Here is an 18023-nt window from a genome sequence, read left to right as displayed (position 1 = left end):
AAGAATAATACTCTAATACTGAATTTTGATTTGAAAAGTCCCGCAAGCGTTAATAGTTAAGCACGATACCCTACTCTCTTGAAACCAAAACTATAAATTCAAACCTAACGAAAAAGCCAACTCAATTGAGTTGGCTTTAATTAGACAAAGTACTAATGCTACCGTTATAGTAAAGACTTTATCATTTCAGCAAATTCTTTGCCTAGCTTTTTATCGCGAAGTCCATACTCTACGAAGGCTTTCATGTACCCAAGCTTATCGCCACAATCGTGTGACTTACCGGTCATATTAAAAGCCTCAACTCTGTCTTGCTCAATTAACATATCAATCGCGTCTGTTAATTGAATTTCTTCACCTGCCCCTACTGGAGTTTTAGCAAGCAAAGACCAAATTTTTTCAGACAAAACATAACGGCCTACAACAGCAAGATTTGATGGAGCGTTGCCAATAGCAGGTTTCTCTACCATAGCTGTAATTTTAGCTGACTCACCAGGTGCGATTTCAGATCCACTGCAATCAGCAATACCATACTTATTCACTTCATTATGTGGTACTGGGGCAACCATAATCTGACTTGCGAAACTTGTTTGATATCGAGCTATCATAGCAGCAAGGTTTTCTGTTTTCTGGTCAGCCGTATATTCGTCTAAAATGACGTCAGGCAACACAACGGCAAACGGTTCATTTCCAATACATGGCTTAGCGCATAGCACTGCATGACCTAGCCCTTTAGCTTCGCCTTGCCTAACACTAATAACTGAAACATCTTTTGGGCAGATTGATTGAACTTCCTCTAAAAGCTGACGCTTCACACGCTTTTCAAGCGTTGACTCAAGTTCATAAGATGTATCAAAGTGGTTTTCGATGGCATTCTTACTGGCGTGAGTGACTAAAACGATTTCTTTTACGCCAGCTGAAACACATTCATTAATGATATATTGAATAAGCGGTTTATCAACAATCGGGAGCATCTCTTTAGGGATCGCTTTTGTCGCTGGCAACATTCGTGTTCCAAGTCCAGCAACGGGAATAACAACCTTCATAAACAAACCTTGTCTTGTGGTAAATCGATTAAAGATAAAAACACGCAATACACTTGCCAACCTAAGCAAGCTTAATAACGTTCTCATTTGAATCAGATATTTTAGCCTTTTGATGATATAAAAGGTCACATATGCCATCTGTTGGTGCAAAGCCTGTAGGCGTTGAAAGCAAAATATCGCGAATGCTTTCATGATCAACATTGTGACAAGCTCTATCAAGGCATTCTAAAATTTTGGAGTACTCATCCCAACTCAAGTTGAGCTCATTAGCCGTCATAATCCTTTCATGATCAGTGCCAGTCACATCATCACCAATCAACAACTCTTCATATAACTTTTCACCAGGTCTTAAGCCACTATATTCAATGGCAATATCACCTTCAGAGCTATTTTCATCACGCACTTCAAAGCCACTTAAGCGGATCATTTTTGATGCTAAATCGACAATTTTAACTGATTTCCCCATATCAAGAACGAACACATCACCGCCCTTTCCCATAGCTCCAGCTTGGATCACAAGTTGAGATGCCTCTGGGATTGTCATAAAGAAGCGAGTTATCTCTGGATGCGTCACAGTAACTGGACCGCCATTTGCAATTTGAGTTCTAAATAATGGCACGACTGATCCTGATGAACCCAGTACATTACCAAATCTCACCATACAAAAACGAGTTTGATGTTTTTCTTTAGCAAAGGCTTGTAATACAAGTTCTGCCATCCGTTTAGTGGTGCCCATTACATTAGTAGGGCGAACGGCTTTATCAGTCGAAATTAATACAAACGTTTCTACTTTGGCAGCAATAGCTGCTTTGGCAGTATAAAGAGTCCCAAATACGTTATTTCTAATTCCTTCAATCACATTGTGCTCGACCAACGGTACATGTTTATAAGCAGCAGCATGGTACACAGTTTGAACTCCGAACGACTCCATAATAGTCTGTACTCGATTCTCTCGCTGAACAGAGCCCATCATTGGAAGAATACGGACGTCTAAATTTAACTCTTGCGCAATAGAAGTAAGTTCACGTTCAATAGCATATAGCGAGTATTCAGATAACTCGAAAAGGACTAACTTTTTTGGCGATTTTTTTAGAATTTGGCGACAAAGCTCAGAACCAATAGAGCCTCCAGCGCCAGTAACCATGACAACTTTACCAGTAATATTGGCCGTCAATAAGTCTTGACGGGGAGCAACAGAGTCCCGTCCTAAAAGATCATCAATTTCAACTTCTTTTATATCACTATAAAGCTTAGTTCCACTCACCAAATCTGCCATAGCAGGTATGGTTAAGACTTGTATCGAAAGCGGCTCTAAACGAGATAGAATATCTTTTCTTTTAGCTCTAGTGGCACTAGGAATAGCCAGCAATACTTTAGTCGCTGCTTTTTGCTTGATTAACTTACGAATAATTGATGGAGAGTGAACGTGCACTCCCTGAATAACTGTGCCGTGTAAAGACGCATCGTCGTCAACAAATGCATACGGATGATACTCATGACTCAACACTAAAGAGTTAAGTAATTGCCTGCCACTTACACCTGCGCCATAGATAATAATAGGCTCACCATCACGTTTAACACCTGAGCCAATCATAGAGCGTAATAGTGCTCGTGTACCGCCAACGAATACTAACGCAAAAGCGGCATAAATAATCGGGACAGTCCTAGGAAGTTGAGCGTCAGAATAATAACCTACTAGCACCATAAAAATGGTGGATGTTATTACCCCCAAGAGTATAGCTGTCAGCGCTTGTAAGCTCATATAACGTAATACTGCGCGATACAAACCCAACTTAACAAAAGCGAATATCGTCAAAGGCAGAATTGCGGTGAACAACAACCAATATTGCGTATTTTGTAACACTGTGACGTCATCGAGCCTGACAAGTAAAGACGCCCAAAAAGCAAAACACAAAAATAGTGAATCGATCGCAATACTCACTAAACGCTTCTGCTCACGAGGTAAACGAAACAAACCCTGCAAAAAATCCATTTTTCGCTCCAATAAATTAAAATTAATCATGTATTACTTCTTTAAGAACAAACGCCATACCAATATACCACTTAAATGACAGTCAGCATGAAGCTTACTATCAGCTTAATCTATTATATGTAACAGTAAGCAAAAAAACGAAAAAATCTTAAATTGTGGGCTAATCAATGATTAGTGACAGTAAAGATAAAGCTGATAAAAAAGCCGATGAGACACTTTTTTATCAACTATTTACAATAATGAGACAGAGTAAATTAGCACAAGTACAAATATATCAATGCACTCGCGCTAAAATAATAATAGATAGCTCTATTCTGCAGTTAGCAACTAAGACTAATCAGAACCAAATAAATCGCGAGTATATACTTTTTCAGCCACATCACTAATCTCATCAACCATGCGATTTGACACGATAACATCGCAACTGGCTTTAAACTCTTCAAGCGATTTAATCACTTTAGAGTGGAAGAATTCATCTTCTTGCAAAACTGGCTCATAAACAACGACCTCAATACCTTTAGCCTTTAAGCGCTTCATAATGCCCTGTACGCTTGATGCTCTGAAGTTATCAGAACCCGACTTCATGATTAATCGATAAATACCAACTCTACTTGGATTTCGTTTTAAAATTGATTCTGCAACAAAGTCTTTGCGGGTTGTATTAGAATCAACAATTGCACTAATAATGTTGTTAGGGACATCAGCATAATTAGCTCGTAATTGCTTAGTGTCTTTTGGTAAACAATAGCCGCCGTAACCAAATGAAGGGTTATTGTAATGATTACCGATACGAGGATCTAAACCTACCCCTTCGATTATCTGGCGAGCATTTAGACCATGCGATTCCGCATAAGAATCTAGTTCGTTAAAGTAAGAAACTCGCAGAGCCAAATAAGTATTCGAAAATAATTTAACAGCTTCAGCTTCAGTTGAATCCGTGAACAATATTTCTATGTTCTCTTTAACTGCACCTTCAACCAATAAACTAGCAAAAACTTCTGCTCGTTTTGAACGTTCGCCAACAATAATGCGAGACGGGTGTAAGTTGTCATATAAAGCACGTCCTTCACGTAAGAATTCTGGTGAAAATATTAAGTTATCACAACCCAACTCCGCTTTAAGGCGAACGGTATAGCCAACAGGTACTGTCGATTTGATAACCATTACTGCAGTAGGATTTATTGCCATTACATCTTTTATTACCGCTTCAACAGATGATGTATTGAAATAATTGGTTTCAACATCGTAATCTGTAGGGGTTGCGATAATTACATATTCGGCATCTATATACGCAACTTCTTTATCGAGAGTCGCTTTGAAATTTAGCGATTTATTAGTTAAGAAGTCTTCAATTTCGGCATCAACAATTGGAGCTTTTTTTTCATTGAGCATTTCTACTTTTTCAGGGATTATATCGACCGCAACAACTTCATGGCTTTGCGCCAGAAGCATCGCGTTTGATAAACCGACATAACCCGTTCCAGCTACTGCAATTTTCATACTGTGAATCCAATTAATTCTGTAAAGTTATATATTATTTAGGTTTTACCGCGTCACCACTACCACTGCCAGTTAAAGTCATAATAATATACTTAAAATAATTATTAATACTCAAACTGTCGATCATCTGTTTATCTGTTTTAGCTAATAACTTGGGAGTAGACATATCAATATTTTGTACTTGAGCTAAGCCTGTAACACCCGGTAATACGTCATACACACCCAATTCGTCACGCTCTTTAATTAACTCTACTTGATTAAAAAGGTTAGGACGGGGACCAACTAAACTCATTTCGCCTTTAACAACATTAATTAACTGAGGCAGTTCATCTATCTTTGTTTTTCGTAGAAAACTACCTAACGTAGTAATTGACGCATTATTGGCTAAGTGACTAGCGACAGATTGAGTTTCAACTGACATAGTGCGAAACTTAATCAATTTAAATGGTTGTTTGCTTCGGCCAACACGAGTTTGAACAAAAATCGGTGAGCCCGTATCAAACATACCGATAATAGTGACAACCAGTAAAACGGGCCATAAAAAAAACAAACCCAAAAAAGCAGCTAAAAAATCTAATACACGTATCATTTTTTACTCTCTGAAAGTGAAGCCATCGCTTGCTCCATCGTATAAGGTGGCGACCAGCCAAGAACTTCTTGAATATTGGATGAATCGACTTCCAAACTAGAAAGCAATTGATTTACCATTACTTTCTTACCTAAAATATTCGAAATAGTCTTCATTAAACTAATAGGGACGGGGAACTGTATTACAGATTTTCCTAAACCTTTAGCTATGGCATTTGTAAACTCTTTAATAGATACAGTTTCACCATCAGATGCTAAAAAAACGTGCCCTGCAGCATTTGGATGGTGCGCGCAAAGAATAAGTAAATCAGCCAAATTCTTAACAGCTATAAAATCCCGCTTATTATTAACTAAGCCGAACGGGAGTAAAGGCAACTTATTAATCAACTTGGTTAACTTCCCAAAATTACCTGGAGCGTTAACGCCGTAGACTAGGGTTGGTCGTACAATAACAAGTTCAATCCCTGTCTCTTTAGAAATATTTAACAAGCCGACTTCGGCCTCATATTTTGATTTTGCATATTCACTGTGAGGTTTCGGCTGAGAGCTAAAAGTAAAAGGCTTGCAACCACTTAACAAGCCATTAACCCCAATAGAACTGACAAAAACAAAACGCTTAACTCCGGCTTCAGCAGCCTTTCTAGCCAAATGTAATGTACCTTCAACATTCACAGTCAGATAATCAGATAAAGTAAAAGTATCAGAATGCGCTAACCCTGCAAGATGTATAACCGACTCCATACCGACAAATGCATCATTCCAACAGGTCCCCCCATCCAGCTTCTCAATAAAGAAGCAACTATCATCACTTTTAGATGGAAAGCCTCTTAAAACATTTCTACACTCTACCTTCAAATTTAACTCTTTGCCTATAAAGCCTGAAGCTCCAGTGAGTAAAATCGACATGTATTATCTCCTAGCCAACATATACACCTTTTGCAAGATTATGCCCGGTAATAAGCGAGGTAGAGAGCGCTTTAAAAATATAATTAAAGCATAACTTTTTGACGATATCCCATAATTAACTTTAGCTTTTGTCATTAACCATTCGCTCTTAATATAAATAAAACCTGATCGCCTTTGAATCATCTCCCTACCAGTGCGAGCAACAACTAATATATCCTTACAATTTCTAGCTTTATAACCTTTGGATAATAATCTAAGCCACAAATACCAATCTTCCATATAAGGTAAATCTTTGTACCCACCTACGGCCTCTATAGCAGACTTCCTATAAACGACTGTCATATGATTAAAGGGGTTTTTTTGTGGCAATTCTTTTAATATTTCAGCATGGCTTTCACTGACAAACCTATTACTTATAAAGCTTAGTGTTTCACCATCTACCTCCTTAATAGAGGAACCTAATATAGCGACTTCGGGATTAGAGACTATACTTTGTAATTGCTTGGCAAATCTTTCCGGAACACATATATCATCAGTGTCCATTCTCGCAACCAACTCATTATTGCATTTTCCTAAACCAAAATTTAGTGCTTTCCCCAGACCTATGTTACTAGGGAGCCTGAAAACTTTGATAGGCAATACTTGAATCCACTTATTAACTACTGCTTCAAGATCAACACCTAATTGACCGTCGAAAACAAGTACAATTTCACTTGCTTGTAAAGATTGTTCCATGAGACTACAAAAACACGCGTCTAAATACTTAGGTTGCTCCTTAAAGTAAAGAGACATTAATACTGAGAACTTATATATCATATTAAACTCAAATGAATGGATGTATTTTTTTCAAAAAAAACACAGGTAATAGTAAACTTAAATACTTAAAATTCTTTCTATAATAAAAAGCCAACAAAGCCATTTTTACTTGCATACTATATTTAGAATGAGCAGCTGAAAGTGCCACTCTAAAAAATAGATTGGCTTTAAAAGAATTTAATACTACACCATCAAAATTATATTTTGCTATCAAATACTGAGCAGAGGTTAGATAACGATTATAGTTGGAGCTAATCTGATTACCGTCTCTGTGGATCGTATAAATAACGCCAAATTGGCCATCGCAAATAATTTTACTTACCTTAGCTACCCTAATCCACAGATCATAATCCTGAAAACTAGTTAAATTCTCATCGAACTGACCAGCCTCCAAGAAAACAGATTTCCTTATAAGTACTCTGGAAGTGGAACCTACGATATTACCTTCTGTTTTTAATCTATGGTAGCTGCAATTGACACCTCTAGTAGTTGTTTTAGACCTTCTTATTACACGCTCTAAATCGTCGCCATATACTATATTAATGCCCGTGTATACTAATCCACAATCATCATGCTCTTTCATACAATTCAATCTACTTTCAAATGAATTATAAGTAACAGCATCATCATCATCAATTAAAAAAACAAATTCAACACTAGCTTTTAAAACACCAGTATTTCTACAGTAATTAGCACCGCGTGAAGATTCGTTATTAATTATAATACAAGTCACTCCCAGCATATCAAAATTATTAAATACAGGTACAGCGCCCCCATCATTAACAATAATAATTTCTTTTGGTAATACAGTACTCTCTAAAATACTCTTTATTAATCTTAGAAGGAAATCATGTCTATCCTTTGTTGTAATTACAACCGAAAAATCACCAATACACATATAAAGCCTTTATTTTTTGATGTAAGATAAAAATTTCAAAATGTTATACCCAGTCAGCCTATATACGAAAAAACTGGAAAGGCAGCCTATTAAACATAAATTAAATGAATAAGATATTGCTGCACCTAAAAGACCATGTGTAGATATAGCAGAATAGGAAATCAGTATTGATATAGACAATGAAAAAACAACAATATTTCTCATTACCGTTTGACTGCCAGTCATTTGCAAAACGAAGGAATTAACACCTGTAATAGACGCGAAATATTGGCCTACCATGACAATAGATAAAATCCCCCCCCCTGATACAAACTCTTCTCCAAATAAAACCAAAATTTTCCCAGGGAAAAATAAAGATAAAAATAAAATAGGACTCACTACAAGAAAAACAATTAAAACTGAAAAAGAAATAATCTTATAAAGTTTATTTTTGTCACCTATATTTGCAAGAGCACTTACCTTCTGTGCTGTAACTTTATTTAAAGCAAAAGAAACTAAAGATATGATCAAAGCAATTCTTACTGCAACAGAAAAAACAGCGATAGAGTCAGCATTACTGAAAACTGATAAGTTATATGAAATCCAGAAATTTGAAAATTGACCTAAAGAATTTGTTACCATAAAAGTTGCAGCGAAACCTACTAAATAAAGCAAGTAATTATAATCGAGATTATATTTAATAGACTTCCTAAAAAACAAAAAAAAATAACAAAAACCTAAAATCAATGAAACCCATAATGATATTATAAAATAGTCCAAAACTAATAATAAGGTGTGAGGTCGAAAAACAACTATTAATCCAGTTAGAATGGCCTGATATAAAACATTCAGCATTAACATTGCAAAAGAAAGTTTTTCTAAAGATTGAAACACCGAAGAAAGAATTATCAAAAGGCCGAAGGGGATTAACGAGAAGGAAATTTTAAACTTATAGTCAGTAATAATTTGATTACCAACAAATGGCTCAACTAAAAAAAGACCTAATAGTACTACCCCAGTAAAAAACAAAACTATGATGATTGAAGATACCACAACCTTAAAAACGTCATCAATATTAGGAAGGCTTTTAGGAATTAAACTAACAAGGCCAACCGGTAGTCCAAATGTAGTAATACTAGTTAAGAATGCGAGGAGAGATATGATAAAAAAATATCCACCGGAAGCATTGGCACCAAGGGAATTCGTTATTAACATTGTAAGAATGAAGGCGTTAGCTGAACCAAATATTTTAAAAAAAAGGACGGTACTACTTTGCCTTAACAGGTTTTTAATCACATTCTTTCCTTTAACGTACAATGGAGTCTATTAAGTTGGTTCAAAATTTTAACTACTTGATTCTTGCCATTCTGAACGACCCCAACTCTTGTTGAAAACGGTAATTCAATAAATAAATAAAAAGGGTAAATAACAAAGATTGAAATTAGAAATGAAACTGTAAACTGTATAGCAAAATCGAGAGGATAAATTCCGGTAATCAATAAAACTTTAGGAAGAAATAACATGCAGAAGTAAAAAAATGGATAATGTAATAAGTAGTTGCTATAGGAGGTTCGACCTATAAAAACGACTAGCTTAGCCTTAAACACTCCCTCTAAAAACTTATATTTATCTAAAGTGAAAAATATAAAAATAATAGATAAAGTTTGAATATATAGATTACTGGTAACATAAAAACAGGCTATTGAAACAAGAAAAACAAAATCAGCCCACACACCTACTCTTAGAAAAAGAGTATCCTTTTTTGAAAGAATAAAATTTAACTCCGCGACCAAGACACCGACCAAAAAAAAGTTGAAGTATCTAAAAACTGTTTTAATCTCTAAAAAGCTGAAATAAATACCAGCAAAAATCAAAATAAGATATAAAGTAATTCTTAACGTACTATGTAGTTTGCACATAACTCCCACTAATAAGGGTGCAATCAAATAAAATTGAACTTCAATCTCTAAAGACCATGAAACAGGCAAAATGTACGACCAGTGATCAAACACAATATTATGAGTAAAAGTTAAAGAAGAAATCAGGCTTTTAATCAAAAACAATAAGTCATAATCTCCTAAAAAGATGTGTACAACAAAAAAAATAACTAAAGCAACAAAATATGGAGGAACGACTCTAATAAGTCTGCGGTATAAATATTCAGAATATGAGAAATTTTCTTTTCTTATTATCATAGAGCAAATTAAAAAACCACTAATTGCAAAAAATAAAGAAACCCCCTTCCCACCTTGAAGCTGAATATTTCTAAAAAAATTAGAAGAATCAATATTTGCATATATGGAATTATAATCCAGAAATGCTGTTCCAAAATGCATAAATAAAACGGTAAAAACAGCTAATGCCCTCAACGAATCTAACGAGTATACTTTATTCAACATTTACAAATTTTTCCTTTTTTCCCAAAATGCAGATTGCTATTAAATAGCAATCCAAAAGCAACAAAAAGAAATGTCGATTGATAGATGCTAAATGATTTCATAAAGTTCATAAGATAAAAAAGATAAAAAAGAACTAAACCCATATTTTTTGAATCTACCATTACCAATTTAACGCATTGTAAAAGTGCCGTTATGGTTATAAGTAAAGAAAACAAACCACCTAATATGCCGAACTCAGATATAAATTCTAAAATAAAATTATGAGGATATTTTGCGGCGGTATTTTCATATAGTGCTATTTCTGTCCCTCCCATCCCAAAACCACTAAAATAAAAGGTGTTTAATCTGGAAAAAAAATCAGAATACAATAATACCCTTGGTTCAGATGACTCGCCTGTAATCAATCCATTCATTCGCTCAAACAACGCTGAACTTTCGTACAAGCCAACAAAGCTATCAAAGAAAGTGACAAAAACAAAAAAAACAAAGACCATCGAAATAATGAGTTTAATAGTCACAGTTTTTAGACTGGAGTCAATTAAAGTAGCAACTATAGAAAATACAACAACAGTAATAACTACAGCACGTGACTGTAAATAAAACAGTCCAAAGAAGCACAGAAAACCAATAACCAGATATAATAACCGAATAAAAAGACTATTAAGCGTATTCCAAAAATGAAAACATAGAACGGCACTTATTCCTATTGGTAAACTCAATAATAAATAATTTACCCCCTTGGTCATTACAAAATTTCTATCTAAAATTAATGCCATTGAAAGAATTCCAGACAAAAAAATAATTGTATTAACTAAAGGAGAAAATGATTCTCCCTTAATATTCAGAGATATTAAAAATAAAACAATTATCAAAGAAAAATCGAACAACAAGTCAAACCTAAACATTCCATTAATAGTTGTTGAAATGATTGAATATAATATTAACGATAAAACAAGACCACTAAAAAAAATATAGTTAGATGTAAAACTAATCGTAAAAACGGATTTCCTTATAGAAAGGAATGAAAATATGATCAATAATAAAAATAGTATTGGTGTTGGGTTAATACCTAAAACACCGCTAATTGTATGCTTCGCGATTATTGCGCCTAAAGTGATCCCTACGCAATAATTTAAAAGTGAACTAATCTTTATCGTCATATTCTAATACTATACAATGATTACTAAGATGCTTGACTTTATATTTAACATTATGTATTTCAGCCATCCTAGCTAGTTTTCTACGAATTATATCTGATTGAAATATTTCGAATCTTTTTTTATAATCCAAGTGCTTATTACGCTCACCTTTGAAATGATAATAAGCATATTTAGCTATTTTGTAACAACTAAAACCAAGAGTTATCAATTTATAAGTAAAACTACCAAAATTACTAGCTTTTTTTGTTTCTACCTTCAAATCTGCAGCATTTAAAAGCTCCAATAGCCTAGAAGCACTATCTTTCTCCTTAAAGTTTTCAAACAGGCTATTTGATAATTCATCATTAGGAATGCCTTTCTTAGGTAACGTTCCAGACTTAATAATTTGTATTACCTCATCTGGTTCTGAAACCGTATCTCCACAAATATTTGCGAGATAAACATTCGAAGTCGAAGAACTGGAACTTGGTTGAAAATTGATGACATACTTATTAGCAAGAGAAGCTTCAATTGCTGTTGTACATCCATTATGAATCAGTAAGTCACAGGCTAAGATCCAAGGAGTCACAGGCCCATCATAAGTTACAATAACATTTGATATATTTTGAAAAATGTCTTTATAGTACTCTGTACTTTCACTAGGGTGCGGTCTTATAACTATTTTCTTCTCAGGAAATTCAAGACTTAGTTTATGCACTAAATAAACAATCGAAGTCATTGATAACATTTGATTCGACCAACGGCCAAATCTGTACTCTCTATCAGCATAACAATTAGAGTCATAGGACAAAGTATTTTTAAATATGAACTTCACCCCTCCTTCACCATTATTTGAATAGGAAAATGAAGTGTTAATGAGTATAAAATCACCTAAATCACTTCTTAGTTTATCAACTTCATCAGAAAAATATGATGCATATTTATCGCGATACAAGTCAAACCGAGAATGGCCTGTTGTAATAACCTTGGCTTCAACCTCTTCATACGACAGGTTAAAATCTCTTTGCCAATTCCCCCACGTAGCAAGAAAATCGGAACTTGACAGTACTGATGGGCGTTCTGATTGAATCATTAAGTTTTTCCACACAGACTCACCACCAGGCCAAACAGCACCCTCTTCGTTCAAATGCACAACATTAAAGTAATTTTCTTTCAATCTTTTAAAGTAATTGACATCTGAAAATCTAGGTTTACCAAAAAGATGTTTCCCAAAATAAACGCCGCCCTTTATGAAAAAGCTCAACAAACGAATATATTGTTGATCAGCGATAATAATCTGACGTCCTTGCTGTAAAGACTTAATAGCCATTAAAATTTTATGATCAAGTTCTCTAGCAGTTGTCTCAATTGGAAATAGAAAATTACTCATTATTTAGATTCACCATTGACAGAAAAATCTTTATTCGCCTTATTTAATTGTTCTTCGATACCAATATCTATCCAATAATCATCAATCAAGTAAGCTTTGGTATTATAATCTAAAGAGATCAAATCCTCGAATAAGGATGGCATATCATAGAATACATCCTGAGGTACGAAATCAAGAGTATCAGGTGAGAGTATATATACGCCGGAGTTAATATTGTATTTTACTGTTGGTTTTTCCGTTAAACCAACTATATTACTATGATCATCAGTTTCAACAACCCCATAAGCTATTTGATGTTCAAACTCTCGTACTGCCATAGTAGCAAAAGATTTTGAAGATACGTGCGATTCTAAAAAACTTGAGAAATCTAAATTTGTCATAACGTCGCCATTAATGATAAAAAAAGGATGTTCAAGTTTATGTTCAATAAGGCTTAACGCACCGGCTGTACCTAATCTTTTTTTCTCTTCAACATAGGAAATATCAACACCTAACTTACTACCATCTCCAAAGTAGTCTTTAATAACTTCCTTTTTATAATTTACACAAAATATAAAGTTTCTAAAGCCTTGTTCTCTAAACTGCTCTAATATATGTTTAAGGATCGGTTTACCACCAACTGTTAGCATTGGCTTCGGAGTATGTTCAGTTAACTTTCCTAGTCTACTTCCTAGTCCTCCCGCCATAATTACAACTGAGTTCTTCTTATTTTCAAACTCAACTGAATCTAAATAAAAGACAGAATCCAACTCACCTGCAGTGTTAATCAATGGCATATGCCTTCGATGCAATTTTATTAACTTTGCTATTATCTCTTGTTTGTTTGCTTGGGATGACATAGTAAATGGGTTAGAATTAATAATATTTTTTAAGTCACTTTCCCCATTTAGAATTGCTCTCCTAACATCACCATCAGTAAGAATACCAATCAGAACATTATCAGAATTAACGCATGCTAAAAATCCAACTCCAGCTTTATCGAGCTCACCAATAGCTTCATTAAATGTAGTTTTTTCATTTAATTTGATAGTGTGTTTCATCTTGCTTTTTCCATTAAAAATTCAGCATACTCAAAATCATCAATTGTATCGATATCTACGGATGTTTTTCTACTCATAATATAGGCATATGAATTGTCCGAATAGTATCTACCTGAATTGATAAGAGAGTATTTAAAAACATAAATTGCACCATTTGGAAATATTGATGGTTTGTATTCTTGTCTATTTTTCAATCCGTCATCAAAAATATCTTCAATGCCCCCATTCGATTTCATGTACTTATGCCAGGAAATCGGATGGTGTTCTTCGCAGTAACTAACTACTGAGTCGGCATTTTTTTCATTGAAAAGTGAAATAGCACCATCGATATCCCTAACTGTACGAAGAGGTGAGGTCGGTTGTAAAACTATGAATTTTTCAATATCATAGCCAAATTCCGTTTTTAACCTAGTAAGAGTATATTTATAATTATCTATAGCCATAGAATTATCTTCAGCTAACTTTTTAGGCCTTAAAAACGTACTTTCAGCACCATATTTCAATCCTATTTCATAAATATCAATATCGTCCGTAGAAACAACCACCTTTGATATATATGGTGAATTCAGTGCAGCCTCTATTGTATAGGCAATTAATGGCTTACCATTTAAAAGCTTTATATTCTTACCTGGCAGCCCTTTTGAACCACCACGTGCAGGTATAAGTGCTAACATTAGAATAGATCTTCTTTAGTTAAGATATGATCATAAGGCAAATCTTTATTAATTGTCATTCCTATAATAAATTCAGTTTGTTCAGGCTTCATGCCCGTTCCAGGCCTTTTATAATCAATATCATCAACACATAAAGTTTCACCCTTTTTCATTGTACGAGTAATAACAATGCTACGTCGAAATTCGGCTTTTTTCTCATCACTTTCAGTAGCAGTAATACGATAACTTCCTAATGCATCAACAATGCGACCAGCCCCACAAACAATTTCTGCCAACTCGTCTTTTGTAGCTGATACTTTATGGTCCCAGCCTTCCATATTCTTATCAAGTGTGAAATGTTTTTCTATTAAGCAAGCACCCATTGCAACCGCAGCCAAAGGGATAGCTGTACCAATAGTATGATCTGAAAATCCTACACAGTAGTGTGGGTAAGCAGCCATAATCGTTTTCATATTATTTAAATTAACATCAGTATCAACAGGTGGATAAGTAGAGACGCAATGCAAAATTATTATTTGATGATTACCAGCTAATTCAATCGTTTTAACAGCCCTATCTATCTCATATAATTCACTTAAGCCTGTAGAGATAATAATCGGTAGGTTCTTTCTGGCAAGATAATCTAAAAACGGTAGATTATTAAGGTCCATTGAAGCAACTTTAATAAAAGGACTATTAAGCCTTTCTACGAGAAAATCAGCCTCTTCTTTGCTAAAAGGAGTCGACGAACAATCTATACCAACTTCATCTGCAAAAGCTTTCATTTCTAGAAGTTCATTTTCAGAAATCGAATATGACTCAACTATTTCTTCTAAAGTAAAATCTGTTCTATCCCGATAATCATCAGCAATAAAGTAATTATCATCGTACTTCTCTCTAGCAAAAATAGTATCTTTTGACCAACTTTGAAACTTTACACAATCTGCGCCTGCTTCTTTCGCTTCGATAATTAATTTTCTCGCTAGTACCATATCTCCATTATGGTTAGATCCTAATTCAGCAATTACATATGGCTTTGAGTAATTTTGTAGCTCAATCTTATCAGTTAATTTCATTCTAAATCCTTAAAATCTTCTAATTCCCACCACAGAGGTGAATGTATATTTTTTGTGCATGAACTCAAAAATACATCAAAGTATTTTTCATCCAAAATTAATTTACTTTTTACATTTAACTCATCAGATAATAACTTAAAAATCGGAAAAAATTCGCTCATACGTTCATAATGTATTTTCTTAACTTTCAGAATCTTTTTAATTTTATCTGCGGAAAAGCCAGCTAACCCAACTGTATTACTGTCATGTTGTCTGTAAAAAGTTACAACATTAGAAATGAACTTTGCTCTTGCACCTCGCATCAATAGTGAACTAAAGAAATACCAATCTACTGCGATTAAATCTTTAGGAAAAGATACACTCTTATAGTCAACAATATTCATATTAATAGCAGTGTTGGATAACCCAAATATATTCTTATCTAAAATAAAGTTAGAATCTACAAACTGTCCATCAGTTAACCTTTTAGAATAGACATTCCGATTTACTAAGGTATCGCCTTTGATTGAAGTAAGGTCATTTACCACAATATCACTGACGGCCAATTCTTTTATCGATATCTCAACTCGATTAGTTGAAAAGGTGTCATCGATATCAGAAAATATCGCAATTTCATAGCCTTCTTTCTTCGCAAACTTAATTAATGACTCTCTATTCTTGGCTATATTCCTTTCCGAGGGTAATTCAATTATTCTTAATTTTGGAAAATGCTGTTTAATCGACTTAAAATCAGAAAAACCATCATTAAGAACTATTATGTCAAAATTGGCTTCACTCTGAGCAGAAAGGGAATTAAAAAAATCTATTACTATTTGAGTATCAAGAGGGTATAACGTAGTGAGTAATGCAATCTTTTTATTATTTTGATTAGCCATGTTGTAACAAATACCAGCCTTTATAAAACTTTCTTGATTAATTAAAACTCCTTGTGGGCTTACTGCATTGCTTCCGAAGAATGTTTTTTCACCTACTGTACAACTACCATTTAAAACGGCAGAAGTAGATATATGACAATGTGACTCTATTGAACAATCATGTTCTACTAAAGCTTTTGTGTTTACAATACAGTTTTCACCAACTTGAGCATTCGAATTAATAAGTGCGTCGTGCATAATGATAGTCCCAGCTCCAACTGTTGCAGATTTTGCAACATAAGCTCTAGGGGATATCACAGTAGCTAAATGCCCATTATGGTTTTTGATTAAATTATATAAATGTACCCTTACTTCAGCACTGTATATTTGTCCTACAGTAATTAGGAAATAACAATTTTCTGTAACCAAGCGTGGAATATCGCTGTCATCTCCGATAAAGTCATAATCTAAAATTTTAGTCTCTCTATTTTCTCTTGAGTCTAAGATCCCAATTATCGAATATTTATCCTCTTGTTCGATGACATCAATACATGCACGGCAATGCCCACCACCACCTATCAAGACTAATTTACTCATTTAACAACACCGGCGTACTCGGTAGGTTTATTAGCCGTGCTTCAATATATTCAGATTGCGTTAAGTCACCACGAGGCACATCACAAAACATAGGAAGTCTATGCATTAATTGCCAAATTGGACGCGTCATGACACCAGCTTCATTAGTCTTCTTCAACAATTCATCACGAGCTTGTGCTGATGGGCAAATTATTGCATTTAGCCAATAATTTGACTGTGCATATTCAGGTTCCAATACAAACTGATAATCACCTTTAGCAAAAAACTCACTGTATTGATTAGCTAATGTCCGTTTTTTTATTAAATATTCCTCTAATACTTCCATCTGTGCACAACCTAATGCAGCATTAAGATTTGGCATACGGTAGTTAAAACCAGCTTCATCATGAAAAAACTCAAATGGATGAGGAACTTTGGCTGTGGTAGTCACATGTTTAGTATGTGCACCTAACTCAGCTGTTTTACATAAGATAATACCGCCTCCACCTGTAGTGATAATCTTATTACCATTAAAGCTTAATGCGCCAAAATCTCCGATAGTACCGGTGTGTTTACCTTTATAAAAAGAGCCTAGACTTTCAGCAGCATCTTCAACAAGAGCAATATTCCACTTTTGACAAACACGTACTAACTCATCAAGTTGAACTGGATGACCAAAAGTGTGCATCGGCACAACTGCGCGAATAGCGCGCTTAGTTGCTTTATGAATACAAACACCTTCTACGACTTGTGCATATTCCGTTAAGTAAGTATCCATTGCAACTGGACACAACCCTAAACTCACAGGCGATACATCCACAAAAATTGGCTCTGCCCCCATGTGATAAAGAGCATTGCATGTTGCAACAAACGTTAAGGCTTGAGTAATAACAAAGTCACCATGTTGAACACCAGCCATATAAAGAGACGCATGCAGTGCAGCAGTTCCATTTACCGTCGCGACAGCTTTGGCTGAGCCAGTATAACTTTCTAAGCTCTGTTCAAATTGGTCTACGAATTTACCCACACTTGATACAAATGTGCTTTCAATGGTATCAAGAACATATGATTTTTCATTGCCATCGAAAGTTGGAGCATGCAAAGGAATAAATTCATTTGTCTGATAAGTATCACGAACAAAGTTAACTATGGATTTAGGGGTCATTATTAGCA

General features: G+C 34.6%; 16 protein-coding genes. All 16 read right to left on the bottom strand.

The features are described 5' to 3' along the window. Positions 1-164: 164 nt before the first annotated feature. A complete protein-coding gene (gene galU / locus A9267_RS10465) occupies positions 165-1043 on the bottom strand; it encodes a UTP--glucose-1-phosphate uridylyltransferase GalU (RefSeq protein ID WP_065109108.1) in 879 nt (292 codons plus the stop codon). A 61-nt stretch (positions 1044-1104) separates the two neighbouring features. Then, positions 1105-3036 (bottom strand): polysaccharide biosynthesis protein, encoded by a 1932-nt coding sequence (locus A9267_RS10460; RefSeq protein ID WP_065109244.1) that lies wholly within the window; start codon positions 3034-3036, stop codon positions 1105-1107. Positions 3037-3369: 333 nt separating this feature from the next. Continuing rightward, on the bottom strand, positions 3370-4536 hold the full coding sequence (locus tag A9267_RS10455) for a nucleotide sugar dehydrogenase (RefSeq protein ID WP_065109107.1): 1167 nt from the start codon (positions 4534-4536) through the stop codon (positions 3370-3372). A gap of 34 nt (positions 4537-4570) precedes the next feature. Then, positions 4571-5125, bottom strand: coding sequence for a sugar transferase (locus A9267_RS10450; protein ID WP_065109106.1), 555 nt, complete (start codon positions 5123-5125; stop codon positions 4571-4573). Then, positions 5122-6030: an NAD-dependent epimerase/dehydratase family protein gene (locus A9267_RS10445; protein WP_065109105.1), complete on the bottom strand. Its 909-nt coding sequence runs from the start codon at positions 6028-6030 to the stop codon at positions 5122-5124. Before A9267_RS10445 ends, A9267_RS10450 begins: the two co-directional genes overlap by 4 nt. Before the next feature lie 3 nt (positions 6031-6033). Further along, positions 6034-6822, bottom strand: coding sequence for a glycosyltransferase (locus tag A9267_RS10440; protein WP_231919091.1), 789 nt, complete (start codon positions 6820-6822; stop codon positions 6034-6036). A gap of 31 nt (positions 6823-6853) precedes the next feature. After that, positions 6854-7744, bottom strand: coding sequence for a glycosyltransferase family 2 protein (locus A9267_RS10435; RefSeq protein ID WP_065109103.1), 891 nt, complete (start codon positions 7742-7744; stop codon positions 6854-6856). 9 nt (positions 7745-7753) lie between these two features. Then, positions 7754-9019, bottom strand: a complete 1266-nt coding sequence (locus tag A9267_RS10430; protein WP_065109102.1) for an oligosaccharide flippase family protein — start codon at positions 9017-9019, stop codon at positions 7754-7756. Then, entirely contained in the window at positions 9016-10122 is a 1107-nt protein-coding gene (locus tag A9267_RS10425) for an acyltransferase family protein (protein WP_065109101.1), read from the bottom strand. The genes A9267_RS10430 and A9267_RS10425 overlap by 4 nt, the downstream gene beginning before the upstream one ends. Then, positions 10116-10898, bottom strand: a complete 783-nt coding sequence (locus tag A9267_RS21525) for an O-antigen ligase family protein (protein ID WP_197495525.1) — start codon at positions 10896-10898, stop codon at positions 10116-10118. The genes A9267_RS10425 and A9267_RS21525 overlap by 7 nt, the downstream gene beginning before the upstream one ends. 367 nt (positions 10899-11265) lie before the next feature. After that, positions 11266-12651, bottom strand: coding sequence for a surface carbohydrate biosynthesis protein (locus tag A9267_RS10410; protein WP_065109098.1), 1386 nt, complete (start codon positions 12649-12651; stop codon positions 11266-11268). After that, on the bottom strand, positions 12651-13691 hold the full coding sequence (locus A9267_RS10405; protein ID WP_065109097.1) for a nucleotidyltransferase family protein: 1041 nt from the start codon (positions 13689-13691) through the stop codon (positions 12651-12653). Before A9267_RS10405 ends, A9267_RS10410 begins: the two co-directional genes overlap by 1 nt. Further along, complete coding sequence (locus tag A9267_RS10400; protein WP_065109096.1) at positions 13688-14365, bottom strand: acylneuraminate cytidylyltransferase family protein; 678 nt, start codon at positions 14363-14365, stop codon at positions 13688-13690. Before A9267_RS10400 ends, A9267_RS10405 begins: the two co-directional genes overlap by 4 nt. Beyond that, complete coding sequence (locus A9267_RS10395) at positions 14365-15420, bottom strand: N-acetylneuraminate synthase family protein (RefSeq protein ID WP_065109095.1); 1056 nt, start codon at positions 15418-15420, stop codon at positions 14365-14367. The genes A9267_RS10400 and A9267_RS10395 overlap by 1 nt, the downstream gene beginning before the upstream one ends. Then, positions 15417-16871, bottom strand: coding sequence for a NeuD/PglB/VioB family sugar acetyltransferase (locus tag A9267_RS10390; protein WP_065109094.1), 1455 nt, complete (start codon positions 16869-16871; stop codon positions 15417-15419). Before A9267_RS10390 ends, A9267_RS10395 begins: the two co-directional genes overlap by 4 nt. Then, the gene (locus A9267_RS10385; RefSeq protein WP_065109093.1) at positions 16864-18015 is read right to left on the bottom strand and encodes a LegC family aminotransferase; all 1152 of its coding nucleotides are present in this window, start codon (positions 18013-18015) and stop codon (positions 16864-16866) included. Before A9267_RS10385 ends, A9267_RS10390 begins: the two co-directional genes overlap by 8 nt. Between the last annotated feature and the right edge of the window lie 8 nt (positions 18016-18023).

It is taken from the genome of Shewanella sp. UCD-FRSSP16_17 (genome assembly GCF_001675935.1).
Lineage (GTDB): Bacteria > Pseudomonadota > Gammaproteobacteria > Enterobacterales > Shewanellaceae > Shewanella > Shewanella japonica.
This window is presented reverse-complemented; position numbering and strand designations above follow the sequence as displayed.